A 17310-nucleotide genomic window follows, 5' to 3' on the forward strand; every position below is an offset into this window, starting at 1 on the left:
TGTCAGGTGGTTTAGTCTCCAGAGCGGATTTTTCTCCATGATCTGTAGTCACTGATTTATCGAGATAGTAAGGAGATGCACATGCTCGTCCGGTCACTGACCCTCGCCACCTTGCTCGCCGTTAGTGGCCCATTGTTCGCCGCCGACAGCGATGCCCCCCTGGCCAAAGAATTGGGTAAGGCACGGCCTTTGGTAGTCATTGCCCCAAGCTCGGCGGATCCAACCCTGCGTGGATTGAATGAAGCCCTGAAAGATCCTGCTACCCAGGCTGCTTTCAAGGAGCGTGGGCTGGTCCTGTATAGCGTTGCCAACATGATGGGCATGCGCGAGGACAAGAACCTTGAACAACAAACCACCATGGCCCTGATCCGTGAACTCAAATTAGGCGCAAGCAAAGGCACCAAGGTGATCTTGGTGGGCAAGGACGGCGAGCGGCACGTGCTCAAGGATGATGACAGTGGTGAGAAGATCGACCCGCAGGCGATCATCAAGGCTGTAGACGAACTGCCCGCTAACGAGAAAGCCGTAACGGCTCCAGAACCTGTCGCTGCCGCTGTGGCCGAGCCCAAGGCAAAGGACGCTAAACCGAGCAAACCGGCCAAGCCCGCGGCGCCTCCCAAGCCGTTGGAAGACTGAGGATCAAAGCCCCCGGTTAAAACCTTAGGCCGTCGTACCCAAGTCACCCCAACCTTAGGTACGATGGGCGATCAATTTTGTGCTTTGAGGATTACTGTGGAATTTCTTGCCGAATACGCAAGCTTTCTCGCTAAGACCGCAACCCTGGTAATTGCCATTCTGGTGGTGCTGTCGGCCATTGCTGGCCTGCGGGGCAAAGGGCGGCGCAAGCCAGGCGGGCAGTTGCAGGTCACCCGCCTCAACGATTTTTACAAGCAGCTGCGCGAGCGTCTAGAGTCAGGCCTGTACGACAAGGCTGAGCTAAAGGCCTTGCGCAAGCAGCAAGCCAAGGCGGATAAAAAGCTCAAGAAGACCAAGGCTGAGGATAAGGCCCGGGTCTTTGTGCTCGACTTCGATGGTGATATCAAAGCCTCGGCCACTGAGAGCCTGCGCAATGAGATTACTGCTTTGCTCACGCTCGCCACCCCTAGAGATGAAGTGGTGCTGCGCTTGGAGAGCGGCGGCGGCCTGGTGCACAGCTACGGCCTGGCAGCTTCGCAACTGGCGCGCATTCGCCAGGCTGGTATCCCGCTGACCATCTGTATCGACAAGGTGGCTGCCAGCGGCGGTTACATGATGGCCTGCATCGGCGAAAAGATCATCAGCGCGCCGTTCGCCGTGCTTGGCTCGATTGGCGTCGTGGCACAGCTGCCCAACGTCAACCGCTTGTTGAAAAAGCACGACATTGACTTTGAAGTGCTGACTGCGGGTGAATACAAGCGCACCTTGACCGTGTTTGGCGAGAATACCGAGAAAGGGAAGGAGAAGTTCCAGGAAGACCTGGACGTCACCCATCAGCTGTTCAAGGATTTTGTCGGACGTTATCGTCCGCAGTTGCACATTGATGAGGTGGCAACCGGCGAAGTCTGGTTGGGTGTCGCTGCATTGAACCGCAAGCTGGTTGACGAGCTGCGCACCAGTGACGAGTACCTGAGCGATCGCGCTCGCGAAGCGAATCTGTTTCACCTGCATTTCGCCGAGCGCAAGAGCCTGCAGGAGCGCATTGGCATGGCGGCGAGCGGAACTGTCGAGAACACGCTGGTGGGTTTATGGAGCAAACTCGGCCGCCTACGCTAAGACCTTGAACCCCTTGAAGATTTTTTCGGTTCAGGGGTTGCAAGGAACATCGAATGCAGACATAATGGCCTCCATCGAAACGCAGGTTGCTTGAAAAAGCGCTTAAGTTTCAAGGAGATAGCAAAGCGTAAGCCGCTAGATCCGAACTTTTTGAGGCCGAGTAGCAAAGTGGTTATGCTCCGGATTGCAAATCCGTCTACGCCGGTTCGATTCCGACCTCGGCCTCCATATTCGAAAGCCCCGCAGATTAACGTCTGCGGGGTTTTTCTTTGTGGGTCGGAAAATCTGTGAGTGGCTAAGCGGGGGCCTGCGCCATCCGGCCGATTGTATCTTGTCGAGATCTGCAGAAATTTTGCGGCGATTGGGCTTTATTTGTCATTTAAGCCTGCCTTGCCGGGAGTAGGTGTATAGTGGCGGGCGAGTCCTCTCTTTGGGTGGCTCACCAATGAGGTGTCAGCATGTACCATTCCACTACCCAGCAGGCGCAACTGCGCTTGAATGAGCAAATCGAGCAATTCCTCTCCAAAGGCGGCACGATCAAGGAAATTGCCAGGGGCGTTAGCGGATTTAATCCTGCCGCGCCTAAGGTGCACTGGACCAAAGCTCAGGCTGCCAAGGCCTGAGAGTCAATTGGGTGGTTGATTCATTCAAGGTCATCATGGCCACTGAGCTTGGTCAGCGACTGATTGGCAGTTTAAAGGTCAGGATCTGCCGAGCCTCAGCAGTGGCTCGGCAATTGGATCTTTCCTGATTCCCCCTGGCGCCGTTGAGCGCTCTTCGCGATCAGAGATTTGACACCTGCGGTTCGACAACTTCAGTAGAAGCTTCGGCGGTTGATGCTGCTGGCGTGTTGGAAAGTGGGGAGATCGTTACCGCATAGCGGCCAAGATCGCTCTCCTGGCGCTGGAAGTTGATCGCGACGTTCTCGCCTTTCCAGCTCATGACCTCGGCCAGATAGGACGCGCCCGAACTCATCTTGATCCAGTGACTCTGCTGAACACCAGGTTCGCCGAAGCGATCAGTGAGCATTTCAGTGACCAGATAGAGGCTGTTGGCGTTGCCGCTGAAAACCAGCTCATTCACCTTTCCGTCGGTGATGCTGGCGATCAGGCTGTAGCCTGGCGAGATAGGCAGGTAGGGCAGTCCACGAACTTCGAATTGGTTCGGTTGCGCGGTGGTGACACGGCACAGGGTGGTGGGTCTGACGCTATCGGTAGGGCACTCTTCAACTTGTTCGAGGAAGTTGCCCTGTAGGTCGATGCCGAGAAAATCCGTAGGTTCCTGGGTCCAGGGAGTAACGGATTCAGCAGCGGCAAATGCCGCCCACGCAGGAAGCGCGACGCACAGGCTCATCCTGGCGGCCAGGGAGAGAAGCGGTCTCATAAGACCTTCCTTGGATATAAGTGGATAAAGGCAGCAGAATACTGCCCTGAGAATGATTTTCAATAATACTAGTATGACATCATTCTGGGCTCTAAATCAACCTTCAGGTCGGCCTGGGGGCGGCTTGGCCTACCTCAAGATTGGGCAAGAAGGCGTGTTTAGCGGGGCGAGGAAAAGCCGGCAGAAAAAGAAAACCCGCCAGCAAAGGGGCGGGTTGAAAGAACGTACGAAGCACCATGATTCTGCCTACGCAGATGTCAGAAATTTGTGAAGACCATGTCGCCAGTCTGTTGAGGGCTTTCTGCTGAGCAGGCGTGCGTTCAGACCGATGTCAGCCAGCAGCGTTGCACTAGGCGCTGGTGCCTGGTGGTGCCCACAAAAAAGCCCGCCAGGAGGCGGGCAAGGACGTTTTGAAGGGAGAGGTTGCAGTCTGGTGTCGGGCAGTTAAGTCAGCATTAACGGCTCGGTGATTGACCGCGGCCGTTGAACGGCCTATACAGGCGTGCTTATTTCAGGAGCCCGGCATGCACGACGAAGATGACCTTCCAGAACCTGAGCATGATCATCTGCTCGACCACGAGTTTCTCTACCAGGATCTGGATTCCGAGGCCGATGCCCAGGGCCTGGAAGATGACATTGAGGAAGATGAAAATACCCTCGATGACTTCGATGAGCAGGATCATCCCGCCTGGCATGATGATGTCGACGGCGACTGAGCCTGCGCTGAACGGCCCTTACGCAGCGCAGCTCGGTACGCTGTCTTCAGCGACGATCAAGCGAGAATCGTCCAGCCCCAGTGACTGCCAGCAAAAGTAGACCGCCGACAATACTCAGGTTCTTGAAGAACTGGGTCATGTTGGCGCTACGTTCGGGGTCGACCATGTTCCAATAGGGATGGCCGATCAGCGCCGTTCCCAGCACGAACAGGGCAAACAGAAACGCCAGCGGCCGAGTATAGAAGCCCAGGATCAACACGATGGCGACGAAGAACTCCATGATCACCGCGATTGCCGCCGCCAGCGTTGGGGCCGGAGCGCCCAGTGAGCCGAGGTAGCCAACCGTGCCTTCGAAGCCAGTGAGTTTGCTCCAGCCAGACATGACGAACAGGATCATCAGCAGGATACGCGCAAGCAGAATTATCGCATCGCGTTGACCGTCGAACAGGGAGTAGCGCATGGCGGCATTCCAATGAACCGAGACATGTTCCACTCTAGCAGGCGCGCAAAGGTTTTGCGCCAGGCATGAAAAAGGCGCCTCATGGGCGCCTTTTCAAAGAAGATTGGTGCGAGTGGCGGGACTCGAACCCGCAAGGCTCACGCCGACAGATTTTAAGTCTGCTGTGTATACCAATTCCACCACACTCGCACGCTTGAAAGGGCCGCAAGGACCGGGCGCATCGTAGTTAAGGGCCACACAATCAAGCGCGCTTTATAACCCATCGTTATAGGTGAGTCAACTCAGCGGCTGGTAGGGCCCGATCAAACCGAGGCGTTCTCAAGGCTTTAGGCCATAATTGGCAAAGATGCAATTGACACGGTGCCAGCATTAGGCCACTGTTCGAAACTTTGGATCCAATGAGCTAAATGCCATGTCTGCTGAGCTCTCGTCTGTACCCTCAACGCGCGTCGTACGGCCTAGGCTGTTCTGGCGCATAATGTTCGCTCAGGTCTTCGTTCTAGCGGCTTTCCTTTACTTCAGCCTGTTGTGCCTGGGCGGCTATCTGCTGATGATCGGCTTCGACGCACAGCACACGGTTCAGCAGAGAGGGCTGGCAATCGCGGCTGGCGGCGGCGTTGTGTTGGCATGCCTGTGGCTGCTTAGGGTAACGATGCCGCGCAGACTCAGCCCGGTTGTAGTAGAGCGCATGACCTGAAGAGTTTCGCTTGATGGCCCGAGGGCGAGTAGACTCTGAACTACGCTCAATTTGTCTTTCCCTGCGGTGCCTGTGGAGCTTGCATGGTTTCAACCGACCGCCTGGATCAGCCTGAAGTGCCCACCAACCGCTATGAACAGCTGGTTCAGTCGGTAGTGGACTACGCCATCTATATGCTCGACCCTGACGGTAACGTGGTGTCGTGGAACGCCGGTGCCGAGCGCATCAAGGGTTATCGCGCCGATGAAATCATCGGCAAGCATTTCTCGCTGTTTTTCACGCCCCGAGATTGTGCCGAAGGGCGCCCTGCGCAACTGTTGCGCCAGGCACTGGAGCAGGGCGTTGCCCAGGATGAGGGCTGGCGAGTACGCAAGGACGGTACGCAGTTCTGGGCCTTGGCGGCCCTGGATGTGATTCGTGACGAGCACGGCCAGATTGTCGGCTTGGCCAAAGTTACCCGCGACATCACCGACCGGCGCGAGTCGGCACTGCAACTGGATACCATGCGTGCCCAACTATTCCAGGCGCAGAAGCTCGAAGCCCTAGGACAGTTGACCGGCGGCTTGGCGCATGACTTCAACAATCTGCTGACCATCATCCTCAGTTCTGCCCGCCTGGCTGCAAGTAGCCAGGATCCTGAGCGCGTGCGGCGCCTGCTCGAGCATATTCTCGATGCGGGCCAGCGCGGAACCCAGCTCACCCAGCGCTTGCTCAGCTTTGCTCGCCATCAGCAGTTGAACGTCACGCGTATCGCACCAGCCGAGCTGATCGATTCTACCCGTGGTCTATTGGAGCACGCGCTGCCCAGTGAGATAGTGCTTGAGCAACATCTGCAACTGGATGTACCGATGATCCAAGCCGATGCCGGGCAGTTGCAGATGGTCCTGCTCAACCTGTTATTCAATGCCCGTGACGCCATCGACGGTGAGGGGAGTATTCGCCTTGAGGTGAACGCTGTTGAGTTGTCAGGCGAAGTTGAGGGGTTGCACGGCAGCTTTGTGTGTTTCGCTGTGCAGGACACCGGTCAAGGTATCGAGGCGAAGGTGCTGCCACGCATCTTCGAGCCGTTTTTTACCACCAAGGCCTTCGGCAAAGGCACCGGGCTTGGGTTGAGCCAAGTCTATGGCTTTGCCAAGCAAAGCAATGGTGCGATCTGTGTAACTAGCGAAGTAGGGGTTGGCACGCGCATGAGCTTGTACTTGCCCGTTGCCCAGATTGGCCCATAGCACGACATCCAATTAGGTGGACACCATGGTAGAAGCACTCAAACGGCTGACCACTGGCATCGATGGGCTTGATGCGTTGCTCAAGGGCGGCTTGGTGGTGGGTGCCTCCTACATCATCCAAGGGCCGCCTGGCGCAGGCAAGACGATCTTGGCCAACCAGCTGGCCTGGGGGCATGTGGGTGAGGGCGGCAGAGTGTTGGTGGCGACCTTGCTTAGCGAGTCTCACGAGCGCTTGTTCCAATACCTTTCGACGCTGGAGTTCTTCGATCAGGCCCTGGTCGGCGATCAGATCCAGTTCGTCAGTGCCTTCGATACCCTGGAGCAGGAGGGGCTGGAGGCGGTGGTCAAGCTGTTGCGTCAGGAAATCGCCCGGCAACAGGCGACCTTGCTCATCGTCGATGGGTTGCTCAATGCCCGGGTGCGCGCTGAAACGACCCTGGATACCAAGAAATTCGTTGCTGAGCTGCAGGGCCATGCCGCCTTCGCCGGTTGCACAGTGTTGTTGTTGACCAGTGCTCGACTACAGGAAGGCAGCCCCGAGCATACGATGGTCGACGGGGTGGTTGAGCTCAGCGAGCAGTTGGTTGGAAGCCGGGCAATACGCCATATCCAACTGCGCAAGACCCGCGGCAGTGCTGCCCTGGCAGGATTGCATGAGTGCCTGATCGATCAGACCGGGCTCAAGGTATTTCCACGTCTGGAGTCGCTCTACAGCCATCCTAGCCAACCAGGCACCGCGACCCTGAGTCGGGTCACCAGCGGTGCGCCTACGCTGGACGAGATGCTTGGCGGTGGTGTGGCCACTGGCTCAACCAGTCTGGTGATGGGGCCCTCGGGGATTGGCAAGACGTCGCTGGGGCTGACCTTTCTGGCTGCCGCCACCGCGCAGGCGCCGGGTTTGCATTTTGGCTTCTATGAAACCCCAGCGCGCTTGCGCCTGAAGGCCGCCGCGTTGGGTTATGACTTTGCCACCCTGGAACGCGCGGGCGCCGTGCAGCTGTGTTGGCAACCAACCACCGAAGGCTTACTCGATCAGCTAGGTGCGCGCTTGCTTGCTCAAGTTAAGGCGTTGGGCGCCAAGCGAGTGGTCATCGATAGTCTGGGGGCGTTCAGTCGGCTGGCTGCTGACCCTGCGCGGCTCAATGGTTTTTTCCGTGCGCTGATCGGCGAGCTGCGCGCTCATGACGTCAGCGTGCTGATGACCTGGGAGATGCGTGACCTGTTCGGCGCCGAGATCAGCGCGCCCGCGCCGGATCTGTCGAGCATTGTCGACAACCTGCTGCTGACTCGCTTCGTCGAGCTGGATGCGCAGTTGCGGCGGATGCTATCAATTCTCAAAGTGCGCGACAGTCACCACGATCCTGCGCTTCATGAACTGTGCCTGGGGCCTCAGGGTGTCACTCTGCGCAAAGCGTTCGAGGGGGCCTCGGGAGTGCTCTCTGGTAGCGCTGTGCCGCAGGAGGGTGGGTGATGGGATGAGGCGATGAATACCATCCTGATCGTCGATGACGAGTACCTGATAGTCGAAATCCTTGCCTATGCATTGGAGGATGAGGGCTTTGCGGTTGAAAAAGCGGGTGATGGCACCAAGGCACTGGAAACCTTGAAGCAGAAGCGGGTAGACCTGGTCATTACTGACTTCATGATGCCGAAGAAAAACGGCGAAGAGCTTGCCAGGGCAATCCGTGACGAGCTGGAGCTTGCAGACCTGCCGGTGATTCTCATGAGTGGCGCGCAAGCCAGCCAGGCCAGTCCTGATCTGTTCGTTGCGGTGTTTGAAAAACCATTCAATCCGATAGAGCTGATCGCCAAAGTGCGGGAACTGCTGGGCGGCTGAAGGCCAGGCAAAATCCCGCATCGGCGGGCCGATCGGTCAAGCGCATCCGTGCGGCTTCAGGCGATGCAGATCAGTGCTATTCGTCGTTATGTTTTTCCGGCGCCGGGTTGCCAGCCTGGATACGTTTGAAAATCTCTTCACGATGAACCTGAACATCCTTCGGTGCATCGATGCCGATCCTCACTTGCATCCCTTTAACGCCCAGAATGGTGACTTTGATGTCATCGTTGATGACGATGCTTTCGCCAACCTTGCGGGTGAGTATCAGCATGTAGTTCTCCTTGGTAATGATGAAAACCGTGCGGCCATTTACCGCTGCGGCGGGAGCTTGTCCCTCTTCCTTCTCATTAAAGACGCTTTCGGCGGACAGGAATTCCCCCGCTGACAAAATCTGTTGCCTGTCTCTAGTTGCAGGTGCCGACTTAACCCATTAAAGCGCTATCGGCGAAGGTGCTCGGTGGCAAGAATAGGGGGCTTACGCTCATATTGGAAATTTCTCTGCTTGATGGTGAGGATAGGGTGAGTCAATCGAGGGTTTGCAGGCCCTGCAGAAAACGCAGCAAGGCGACTTCTTCAGGCTCCAGGCCCTTGCGCGTGCGGCTTTTGGGCAGTGTGGCGAGCCGGCCCAGGTGGAAGTGCTCGAGCACCGCTGGGTGAATGTAGCAACGGCGGCAGACTGCAGGGGTGTTGCCCAAGCGGCTGGCAACCTGGCGAACGATTGCGCTGACCTGGCGCTTGGCTTCGCTGTCGGGCTCCCAGGCCAGTGGGCGCAGCAGGCTCAGAGCCAAGCTGCTGCCGGCCCAGGTGCGGTAGTCCTTGGCCGTGAAGTCGGCACCGGTCAGCTGTTGCAGGAACAGGTTGATTTCACTGGAACCGATGCTGTGGCGTTGGCCATTTTCATCCAGGTATTGAAACAGCGACTGCCCCGGTAGCTCCATGCAACGCTTGATCAACCCGGCAAGACGGCGGTCGCGTAGCGTCACGTTGTGCTCCACGCCGCGCTTGCCGCGAAACTGAAAACGAATCGTGCTGCCCTCGACCTTGACGTGCCGCGCGTGCAGGGTGGTCAGACCATAAGACTTGTTATCGCGCAGGTATTGGCGGTTGCCAATGCGAATCAGCGTGGTGTCGAGCAGGCTGACGACCAGCGCCATGACCTTTTCCCGGTCCAGGCCTGGTCGGCGCAGGTGGTTGTCCAGTTGCTTGCGCAGCGCGGGCAGTACTTTGGCGAACGCCAGCATCCGGCCATATTTGTGCTGGTCACGCAGCTCGCGCCACTCACTGTGGTAGCGGTACTGCTTGCGCCCGCGTGCATCGCGCCCGGTCGCCTGCAAATGCCCCTGCGGGTCGGCGCAGATCCACACATCGGTATAGGCGGGTGGGATTACCAGTGCAGCGATGCGCGCCAGGGTCTGGCTATCTCGCACGCGATTGCCATCGGCATCCAGATAAATGAAGCGGTCGCGCCAACGACGCCGGCTCAGGCCGGGCTGGCTGTCGTCGACATAATGCAGGGTGCGGGGCAGGGGGCAATCGAGCATGAGGCGGCATCCATCGACCAGTTACCTGAGCAATGGACAACGGCAAAGCCGCCGATGCTCAGATCAACAGCGCCACTGATTTGATCTGGGCCCAGAGCATCTGGCCTGGGCGCAGGCAGAGCTGGTCTGCAGAGTAGCGGGTCACGCGTGCGAGCAGGGCGCTGTCGGCAGCGTCCAGACTGACCAGCACATGGGCGGGATTGTCCGCCTCGCGGAATTCACGAACCCGTACCGGCAAGCGATTGAGAATGCTTGAAGTGCTGTCGGCGGCCAGGGCCAGGCTGACGTCGCGCGCCTGCACCTTGAGCCGGTGAGTGCTGCCGACCACCAAAGACGGGTGGGCGATACGCAACACCTGAGCGTCACTGCCGGGTAGGCGCAGATCGAACAGCTGATAGTGTGGATCATGGCCCACCACCACGCCCTCGAGCACCACGCCCGCATCTTCGCCTTGGGCCAGCGACAGGTCGAGGCGGGCCAAGGTCTGGCCAATCGGCCCGCCGGCCACGGCCTTGCCCTGCTCGAGCAGTACCAGATGATCAGCCAGGCGGGCGACTTCATCCTGCGCATGACTGACGTACACCACGGGGATGTCCAGTTCATCGTGCAGCCGTTCCAGGTAAGGCAGGATCTCGCGCTTGCGCGGTCCGTCCAGGGCTGCCAAGGGTTCATCCATCAACAACAGCCGCGGGCTGCTGAGCAGAGCCCGAGCAATGCCTACTCGTTGCGCTTCGCCGCCTGACAGCGTGGCTGGCTTGCGCTCGAGCAAATGGCCGATACCGAGCAGTTGGCAGGCTTGGTCCAAACTGACTTTGCGCTCACTGGCCTTGATGCGTCGCCAGCCGAACTCAAGGTTGCCGCGCACCGAGAGATGCGGGAACAGGCTAGCCTCCTGAAACACATAGCCGACCGGGCGCAGATGCGGGGCCAGAAACCAGCCGCGTGCGCTGTCTTCCCAGACCTCGCCATTGACTTCGATATAAGCGCTGCTGGGGCGCTCAAGCCCAGCCAGGCAGCGCAGGCAAGAGGTCTTGCCGGAGCCGGAGTGGCCAAACAGCGCGCTGATCCCGCGACCTGGCAGGTGCAGGTCGACATCCAGGGTAAAATCGTCGCGGCCAAGGGTCAGCCGCGCCACTATCGATGAGCTCATTTCAGCTCCAGCCAGCCTTGCCGCGCCGGCCCGCATAGAGCAGGAGCAGCACCAGGAAGGAGAATACCAGCATGGCCCCGGCCAGCCAGTGCGCTTGCGAATAGGCCATGGCCTCGACGTGATCGAAGATCTGCACCGAGACCACGCGGGTCTTGTCTGGAATATTGCCGCCGATCATCAGCACTACGCCGAATTCGCCCACGGTGTGGGCAAAGCCAAGGATGCTGGCGGTGACAAAGCCTGGCCGGGCCAGCGGTAGAACCACGTGCACGAAGGTATCCCAAGGGCTGGCGCGCAAGGTTGCGGCGACTTCCAATGGGCGTGGGCCGATGGCGCTGAATGCGTTTTGCAACGGCTGCACCACGAACGGCATCGAATACACCACCGAGCCGATCACCAGTCCGGCAAAACTGAACACCACGCTACCCAGGCCGAGCGCCTGGGTGGCCTGGCCGATCCAACCGTGCGGGCCTAGGGCGATCAGCAGGTAGAAGCCAATTACCGTCGGCGGCAGCACCAGCGGCAAGGCCACCACCGCGCCGATTGGCCCGCGCAGCCATGACTGGGTACGCGCCAGCCACCAGGCGATAGGCGTACCCACCACCAGCAGGATCAAGGTGGTCAAGCTGGCCAGTTTGATGGTCAGCCAAATCGCCCCCAGGTCACTGGCGTCGAGTGGCATCAGATTTCATAGCCGTAGGATTTGATCAGCGCAGCGGCTTTGGGGCCCTTCAGATAATCGACCAGGGCTTTGGCCGCCGGATTGTCCTTGCCTTTATTGAGGATGACTGCGTCTTGACGGATCGGCTCGTGCAGATCGGCAGGCACGATCCAGGCCGAGCCGTTCTCGACCTTGCCGTCCTTGTAGATTTGCGAAAGGGCGACGAAGCCCAGTTCGGCATTGCCGGTGGAGACGAATTGGAACGCCTGGGTGATGTTCTGACCTTCGACGATCTTGCCTTTGGTGGCTTCGGTCAGTTGCAACTTGTGCAGAACCTGGGTGGCGGCCAGGCCGTAGGGCGCGGTCTTCGGGTTGGCGATGGACAGGTGCTTGTAGTCATTACTTTTTAATACAGCGCCTCTGTCGTCGACATAGCCAGGCTTGGCCGACCATAGCGCCAGAGTACCGATGGCATAGGTGAAGCGCGAGCCTGCCACGGTTTGTTTTTCCTGCTCCAGTTTGGCCGGGGTGCTGTCGTCGGCGGCGAGGAACACTTCGAATGGCGCGCCATTCTTGATCTGCGCATAAAACTGCCCGGTGGCACCATAGGCAGCCACCAGTTTGTGGCCGGTGTCCTTCTCGAAGTCCTTGGCAATGGCCTGGATCGGAGCGGTGAAGTTGGCGGCAACGGCAACCTGGACCTCATCTGCCCACGCGCTATTGAGGGTAATCAGGCCGGCCAGTGCGGTGACGGCCAGGTGGGACAGACGAATACGCATGAAGCAGCTCCAGAGGGCAGGTTATCGTTATGTGGTCGACTATATAGCGATAACCCGCTGATCGGGAAGAGGCACCCGCGAGAGGGGCCAGAACGATGACAATCCCTGACTCAGCGCCCCAATTGCGCCAATGCCTTCTCTGCAATGTCCCGGGTCAACTCGCCCGCCGGCATCGCTCGCCCTAGACGCAATGCCTGCCCCGACCACAGATTGCTGAAATCACTGCTGCCTTTGGCATCACTGATTGCCCGCAACGGCATTAACGCACCGCCGGCCAGCGGAAAGCGCGGCGCCAGGTCACTCATGGGCCCTAGCTCGCGCATGATCCGATTATTGATACCACGTGCCGGTCGCCCGGTGAACAGGTTGGTCAGTGCCGTATCGCTGGCAGGTGCGCTGTCTAGCGCCTGCCGGTGGGCAGGCGATACCTTGGCTTCGGGGCAGAACAGGTAGGCTGTGCCAATCTGCACTGCCGAGGCGCCCAGCGCCAGGGCCGCGACCAGTCCGCGGTGGTCGCTGATACCGCCCGCGGCGATCACGGGCACGCGTACCGCATCCACCACCTGCGGCACCAGGGCAAAGGTGCCGATCTGGCTGGTGATCTCCTCGCTCAAGAACATGCCGCGATGCCCACCCGCTTCATAGCCCATGGCGATGATCGCGTCGCAGCCATGGGCCTCTAGCCAGCGCGCCTCTTCTACCGTGGTGGCACTGGACAGCACCTTGGCGCCCGTTGCCTTGACCCGCTGGAGCAGGTCGGCACATGGCAGGCCGAAATGGAAGCTGACCACTTGCGGCCGTAATTGCTCGACTAGCTGGCAGCTGTGTTCATCGAACGGTGCGCGGTTGGAAACTGGCGTCGGGGCGTCAAAGTCTGCCCCCACTTCTTCATAGTACGGCTTGAGTGCCTGCTTCCAGCGCGCGTCACGCTCAACGTCGGCGACTGGCGGTTGGTGGCAGAAGAAGTTGAGATTCAGCGGTCCCAGGCAGGCTGCGCGGAAAGCGTCGATCTCGCTGCGCACCTGCTCCAGGCTGAGCATGGCGCAAGGTAACGCTGCCAGCCCACCGGCATTGCCCACCGCAATCGCCATGGCCGAGCCCGTGGCGCCGGCCATGGGCGCCTGGAGAATGGGTACCTCGATGCCCAACAGATCGAGAATGCGGCGGTCTGACCAGGTGCTCATGCGCGGCTCCTTGTGCGGTGTGACGACGGGGGCTTACCTCAGGGGGGGGGGTTACAGGGCCTTGCTGACCTGGATGTCGCTGATCTTCTCAGCGTCATCGCCATGGATCTTGCGCAACGCTTGCAGGGCCTGCTCGGTGGAGCTGTCGGGCATCAGGGCGAAGTCCCAACGGCGCTCGCCATCGAGTTTGTACTTGATCACGTATTTGATGGTCTGGGTCATGAGGCTTATCTCAGTTGCGACGACGAGCGACGGATGATCTTGATCTTGTGGGTGAAGGTCGGCTTACGCGTGACCGAGATCGGGCGCGGGGTGACGGTATCGATGGTGATGTTCCAGAAACCGGTGCTTGGCACGGTGATCTTGGCCGGGAAGCGATCGAAGGCGCCGCCGTGGTAGGTGTGACGGCCGCCATTCTTGAAGCTGCGGAAGTTGGCGTCGTTCATCAGGCGGATGTTGCAGCGCTGGGAACACTCGATAACGACGATATCGTCCTCGTTGAGATGCTCGCGCTGGTGTACGAATTTCATGTGATGCTCCGCAAGGTTTATCTCTGCAAACGCGAAAGATATCACGATGTAAGGGTACACTCGCGCCCCTGTTGACCGGGCTAGGGATAAATCCGCCAAAGCAGGGAGCAAATCCGCCCGGGCGTTGTCATACACAATCTTTAAAGGACAGAGGTACAACGAATGAAGTGGGTGGTGGCGGCGATGACCTTGACTTTGGGCGGCTGCGTCAGTGTTTCGGAACTGGAGCAATCGCGAGAAACCATGGATGTGATTTCTGGCAAGACCCCGCGCGCTTACGCTGACTGCGTCAAGGCTGAGCTGGCTGATAGCCGCGATGCTTTGCACGAAGAGCAGCGTGGTGATGGCTTGCGCCTGATCGTGCCGCAAAAGTTGACCGCAGGTACCGGCCCGGCCGCGCTGCTGGACATCGACAAACGCGGCAGTGGCAGCAGCATCAAGCTGCGTGAGCGTTTGAACAACTTCCCCCTGCGGTTGGGCGACGTGCGTACCGCCGCGACCAAGTGCATCTCAGGATCTTGATCCAGCTCAGCTCATGAGCAATTAACGGGCAGATTGCCATCTTCTTGTCCGGTAGGCGTTGTTCCCTGCCGGAGGATAAGCCTAGACTTTTTGTGCTTATACCCATTAAGCCTAAGCTTATAACAAGGAAATGGAGCGTCCCGTGATCAAACCGTTGAGTCGCGTCGCGATCAGCACTGCGCTGATCCTGACCTGGCCTGCGGCGCATGCCGCCGATGGCCAGAAAATCTTCACGCAAGGCGGGCAGAATCCTGCCGCCATGGCTTGCCTGGGCTGTCATGGCGCCGATGGCAAGGGCATTGCCGCCGCAGGCTTCCCCCGCTTGGCTGGACTCCCCGCCGGATACCTCAACAAGCAATTAGGCGACTTTCGCAAGGGCAGTCGCAAGCAGGCTGTCATGGAGCCGCTGGCCAAGGCCTTGAGCGAAGAAGAAGCCAAGGCCGTCAGTGCCTACCTTGCCAACCTGCCCAGTGACCCCGCCCCCGAGCAGCGCCGGCAACAGATCGCCACCGATCCGGTGACGCGCCTGGCGCTGTATGGCGACTGGAGTCGGCACATTCCAGGTTGTGTGCAGTGCCACGGGCCGGGCGGTAGCGGCGTTGGTGAGCACTTTCCGCCGTTGGCCGGGCAGCCGGCCAGTTACTTGGTGGCGCAACTCAATGCCTGGCGCGATGGCAGCCGCAGCAACGACCCCAACCAGTTGATGGTCGGCGTGGCCAAGGCGATGACCGATGCTGAGGTTACGGCAGTTGCCGCGTTCTTCGCCGAGCCCGGCAGCCAGGAGGTCAAGCCATGAAGCCGATGATCCCAGCCCTGTTACTGTTGGCCGTGGGCAGCCTTCAGGCGGCGCCGATTGCCATGGAAGATCAGTCCCAGCTCAAGGTGCCAGGCACCCAGGCTGCCCCGCAGTTCACCCCGCCAGCGGAAAGTGAGCTGCCGGACAACGCGTTTGGCAAAATGGTCCGCGAAGGTCATGCGCTGTTTGTCGATACGCGCAGACTGATGCCCGAGGCCGTGGGTAATGGCATGAACTGTAGCAACTGCCACCTTGACCAGGGACGCATGGCCTTCTCTGCGCCGTTGTGGGGTGCGTATCCGATGTATCCGGCGTATCGCAAGAAGAACGACAAGGTCAACACCTTCGCCGAGCGCATCCAAGGCTGCTTCCAGTTCAGCATGAACGGCAAGCCACCGGCTGCCGACAGCCCGCAGATGACTGCACTCAGTGTCTACGCCTACTGGCTCTCGACCCATGCGGCTACCGGTATCGAGACACCTGGTCGCGGCTACCCGGAGGTTCCTCAACCCAAGGGCGGCTACGACTTCAAACGTGGCCAGCAGGTGTATCGCGAGCAATGCGCGATTTGTCACGGCGACCAGGGCGAAGGCCAGCAAGTGGCAGGGGAATACGTGATGCCGCCGCTGTGGGGCAAGGACGCCTATAACTGGGGCGCAGGTATGCACCGAATCAACACCGCGGCGTCGTTTATCAAGTACAACATGCCGCTGGGCCGACCCGGCAGCCTGAGCGATCAGCAGGCCTGGGATGTCGCCGCCTGGATCAACCGTCACGAGCGCCCGCAGGATCCGCGCTTGGTCGAAGGTTCCATCGAAAAGACCCGGCTAAAGTTCCACGCCAATGATGGGGTAAACCTTTATGGACAGACGGTCGAAGGACTGCTGATCGGCCAGGGGAGCGATTAATCGCCGCAGAGGGGGCTGCAAGGCAGCCCCTACGCCTACAGTGCGGTTCTGAATGCTTTGATTCAAAGCGCTTCGCGCAGCTGCAATTGCCGCAGGATCGCGGGGGTGGTTAGTTTTCACTGAGCGCAATATTTACGATTGGCCGGAACTATCTACACTGGGTTATCTCTATCATGGCATCGGTCGCCCGAGGGCGGGGCATTGTAAGGTGCGTGCCGCCTGATTAGACTGCGCCGAATTTCGTACGCAAAGCCCTTGTTAAGGACGTATATGATCAAAAAATGCTTGTTCCCGGCAGCCGGCTACGGCACTCGCTTCCTGCCCGCTACCAAAGCCATGCCCAAGGAAATGCTGCCGGTGGTCAACAAGCCACTGATCCAGTATGGCGTTGAAGAGGCACTGGACGCTGGCCTGAACGAGATTTCCATCGTTACCGGCCGCGGCAAGCGTGCCCTGGAAGACCATTTCGACATCAGCTACGAGCTGGAAAACCAGATCAAGGGCACCGACAAGGAAAAATACCTGGTCGGTATCCGTCGCCTGCTTGACGAGTGCTCGTTCTCCTACACCCGTCAGACCGAAATGAAAGGTCTGGGTCACGCGATCCTCACCGGCCAGCCGCTGATCGGCGATGAACCGTTCGCCGTGGTGTTGGCAGACGACCTGTGCGTCAACCCGGAAGGCGATGGCGTGCTGACCCAGATGGTCAAGCTGTACAACCAGTTCCGCTGCTCGATCATCGCCATCCAGGAAGTCGATCCGCAGGAAACCAACAAGTACGGCGTCATCGCCGGTGACATGATCCGCGACGACATCTTCCGTGTGACCAACATGGTCGAGAAGCCGGCTCCAGAAGACGCTCCGTCGAACCTGGCGATCATCGGTCGTTACATCCTGACCCCGGATATCTTCGATATCATCAAGAACACCCCGCCGGGCAAAGGTGGCGAGATCCAGATCACCGACGCCCTGATGCAGCAGGCGCAGAACGGCTGCGTGATTGCCTACAAGTTCAAAGGCAAACGCTTCGACTGCGGTGGTGCCGAGGGCTACATCGACGCGACCAACTTCTGCTTCGAGAACTACTACAAGACCGGCAAGGCGTACTGATTCGCCACGCCAGGTCGACAAGCCACCCCTCGGGGTGGCTTTTTTGTTTGTGGCGGCC

The 17310-nt window shown here is 59.3% G+C and carries 22 protein-coding genes and 2 tRNA genes; 13 read left to right on the forward strand and 11 right to left on the reverse strand.

The genetic code is table 11. The features are described from left to right. Positions 1–81 precede the first annotated feature (81 nt). The 4 genes from OIU19_RS16605 to OIU19_RS16620 all read left to right on the forward strand — a co-directional run bounded on the left by OIU19_RS16605 (position 82) and on the right by OIU19_RS16620 (position 2375). The gene (locus OIU19_RS16605) at positions 82–636 is read left to right on the forward strand and encodes a DUF4174 domain-containing protein (protein WP_264235924.1); all 555 of its coding nucleotides are present in this window, start codon (positions 82–84) and stop codon (positions 634–636) included. 96 nt (positions 637–732) lie between these two features. Next, positions 733–1752, forward strand: coding sequence for a protease SohB (gene sohB / locus OIU19_RS16610; RefSeq protein ID WP_264235925.1), 1020 nt, complete (start codon positions 733–735; stop codon positions 1750–1752). A gap of 154 nt (positions 1753–1906) precedes the next feature. Next, positions 1907–1980 (forward strand) — tRNA-Cys (locus tag OIU19_RS16615). A 230-nt stretch (positions 1981–2210) separates the two neighbouring features. After that, positions 2211–2375, forward strand: coding sequence for a hypothetical protein (locus OIU19_RS16620; protein ID WP_186556739.1), 165 nt, complete (start codon positions 2211–2213; stop codon positions 2373–2375). Positions 2376–2535: 160 nt separating this feature from the next. Here OIU19_RS16620 and OIU19_RS16625 read toward each other — a convergent pair whose 3' ends face one another. After that, positions 2536–3135: a hypothetical protein gene (locus OIU19_RS16625; protein ID WP_264235926.1), complete on the reverse strand. Its 600-nt coding sequence runs from the start codon at positions 3133–3135 to the stop codon at positions 2536–2538. Positions 3136–3659: 524 nt separating this feature from the next. On the opposite strand from OIU19_RS16625, the gene OIU19_RS16630 reads away from it, so the two are divergent. Next, on the forward strand, positions 3660–3851 hold the full coding sequence (locus tag OIU19_RS16630; RefSeq protein WP_264235927.1) for a hypothetical protein: 192 nt from the start codon (positions 3660–3662) through the stop codon (positions 3849–3851). 46 nt (positions 3852–3897) lie between these two features. Here OIU19_RS16630 and OIU19_RS16635 read toward each other — a convergent pair whose 3' ends face one another. Beyond that, positions 3898–4311 carry a DoxX family protein gene (locus tag OIU19_RS16635; protein ID WP_264235928.1) on the reverse strand — a complete coding sequence of 138 codons (414 nt, stop codon included), beginning with the start codon at positions 4309–4311 and terminating at the stop codon, positions 3898–3900. Positions 4312–4415: 104 nt separating this feature from the next. Next, positions 4416–4500 (reverse strand) — tRNA-Leu (locus OIU19_RS16640). Between the two features lie 289 nt (positions 4501–4789). On the opposite strand from OIU19_RS16640, the gene OIU19_RS16645 reads away from it, so the two are divergent. The 4 genes from OIU19_RS16645 (at position 4790) to OIU19_RS16660 (ending at position 8071) form a co-directional block, all read left to right on the forward strand. Then, complete coding sequence (locus OIU19_RS16645; protein ID WP_319004530.1) at positions 4790–5008, forward strand: hypothetical protein; 219 nt, start codon at positions 4790–4792, stop codon at positions 5006–5008. An 83-nt stretch (positions 5009–5091) separates the two neighbouring features. Continuing rightward, positions 5092–6234: a nitrogen regulation protein NR(II) gene (locus tag OIU19_RS16650; protein WP_264235930.1), complete on the forward strand. Its 1143-nt coding sequence runs from the start codon at positions 5092–5094 to the stop codon at positions 6232–6234. A gap of 25 nt (positions 6235–6259) precedes the next feature. Beyond that, positions 6260–7705 (forward strand): ATPase domain-containing protein, encoded by a 1446-nt coding sequence (locus OIU19_RS16655; RefSeq protein ID WP_264235931.1) that lies wholly within the window; start codon positions 6260–6262, stop codon positions 7703–7705. A 12-nt stretch (positions 7706–7717) separates the two neighbouring features. After that, on the forward strand, positions 7718–8071 hold the full coding sequence (locus OIU19_RS16660; RefSeq protein ID WP_264235932.1) for a response regulator: 354 nt from the start codon (positions 7718–7720) through the stop codon (positions 8069–8071). 76 nt (positions 8072–8147) lie between these two features. Here the strand turns inward: OIU19_RS16660 and csrA are convergent, their stop codons facing one another. The 8 genes from csrA to OIU19_RS16700 form a co-directional block, all read right to left on the reverse strand. Continuing rightward, positions 8148–8342: a carbon storage regulator CsrA gene (csrA, locus tag OIU19_RS16665; protein WP_186556731.1), complete on the reverse strand. Its 195-nt coding sequence runs from the start codon at positions 8340–8342 to the stop codon at positions 8148–8150. A 253-nt stretch (positions 8343–8595) separates the two neighbouring features. Then, a complete protein-coding gene (locus OIU19_RS16670; protein WP_264235933.1) occupies positions 8596–9612 on the reverse strand; it encodes a DNA topoisomerase IB in 1017 nt (338 codons plus the stop codon). Positions 9613–9670: 58 nt separating this feature from the next. After that, positions 9671–10762 (reverse strand): molybdenum ABC transporter ATP-binding protein, encoded by a 1092-nt coding sequence (gene modC, locus OIU19_RS16675; RefSeq protein ID WP_264235934.1) that lies wholly within the window; start codon positions 10760–10762, stop codon positions 9671–9673. A gap of 1 nt (position 10763) precedes the next feature. Further along, the gene (gene modB, locus OIU19_RS16680; protein ID WP_264235935.1) at positions 10764–11444 is read right to left on the reverse strand and encodes a molybdate ABC transporter permease subunit; all 681 of its coding nucleotides are present in this window, start codon (positions 11442–11444) and stop codon (positions 10764–10766) included. Next, positions 11444–12202 (reverse strand): molybdate ABC transporter substrate-binding protein, encoded by a 759-nt coding sequence (gene modA / locus OIU19_RS16685; protein ID WP_264235936.1) that lies wholly within the window; start codon positions 12200–12202, stop codon positions 11444–11446. Before modA ends, modB begins: the two co-directional genes overlap by 1 nt. A 110-nt stretch (positions 12203–12312) precedes the next feature. Beyond that, positions 12313–13386 (reverse strand): nitronate monooxygenase family protein, encoded by a 1074-nt coding sequence (locus tag OIU19_RS16690; protein ID WP_264235937.1) that lies wholly within the window; start codon positions 13384–13386, stop codon positions 12313–12315. A gap of 51 nt (positions 13387–13437) precedes the next feature. After that, positions 13438–13608: a hypothetical protein gene (locus OIU19_RS16695; protein ID WP_186556725.1), complete on the reverse strand. Its 171-nt coding sequence runs from the start codon at positions 13606–13608 to the stop codon at positions 13438–13440. 5 nt (positions 13609–13613) lie between these two features. Beyond that, positions 13614–13916, reverse strand: a complete 303-nt coding sequence (locus OIU19_RS16700) for a DUF1883 domain-containing protein (RefSeq protein WP_186556724.1) — start codon at positions 13914–13916, stop codon at positions 13614–13616. 162 nt (positions 13917–14078) lie between these two features. Here OIU19_RS16700 and OIU19_RS16705 point away from each other — a divergent pair, with 162 nt between their 5' ends. The 4 genes from OIU19_RS16705 (at position 14079) to galU (ending at position 17252) form a co-directional block, all read left to right on the forward strand. After that, positions 14079–14438: a hypothetical protein gene (locus OIU19_RS16705; RefSeq protein ID WP_264235938.1), complete on the forward strand. Its 360-nt coding sequence runs from the start codon at positions 14079–14081 to the stop codon at positions 14436–14438. Between the two features lie 145 nt (positions 14439–14583). Continuing rightward, positions 14584–15234 carry a cytochrome c gene (locus tag OIU19_RS16710; protein WP_264236053.1) on the forward strand — a complete coding sequence of 217 codons (651 nt, stop codon included), beginning with the start codon at positions 14584–14586 and terminating at the stop codon, positions 15232–15234. Further along, positions 15231–16142, forward strand: coding sequence for a c-type cytochrome (locus tag OIU19_RS16715; protein WP_264235939.1), 912 nt, complete (start codon positions 15231–15233; stop codon positions 16140–16142). The genes OIU19_RS16710 and OIU19_RS16715 overlap by 4 nt, the downstream gene beginning before the upstream one ends. Before the next feature lie 270 nt (positions 16143–16412). Beyond that, positions 16413–17252 (forward strand): UTP--glucose-1-phosphate uridylyltransferase GalU, encoded by an 840-nt coding sequence (gene galU, locus OIU19_RS16720; RefSeq protein ID WP_016391540.1) that lies wholly within the window; start codon positions 16413–16415, stop codon positions 17250–17252. The last annotated feature ends 58 nt before the right edge of the window (positions 17253–17310 follow it).

The sequence above is a fragment of the Pseudomonas sp. BT-42-2 genome, assembly GCF_025847435.2.
Classification (GTDB): domain Bacteria; phylum Pseudomonadota; class Gammaproteobacteria; order Pseudomonadales; family Pseudomonadaceae; genus Aquipseudomonas; species Aquipseudomonas urmiensis.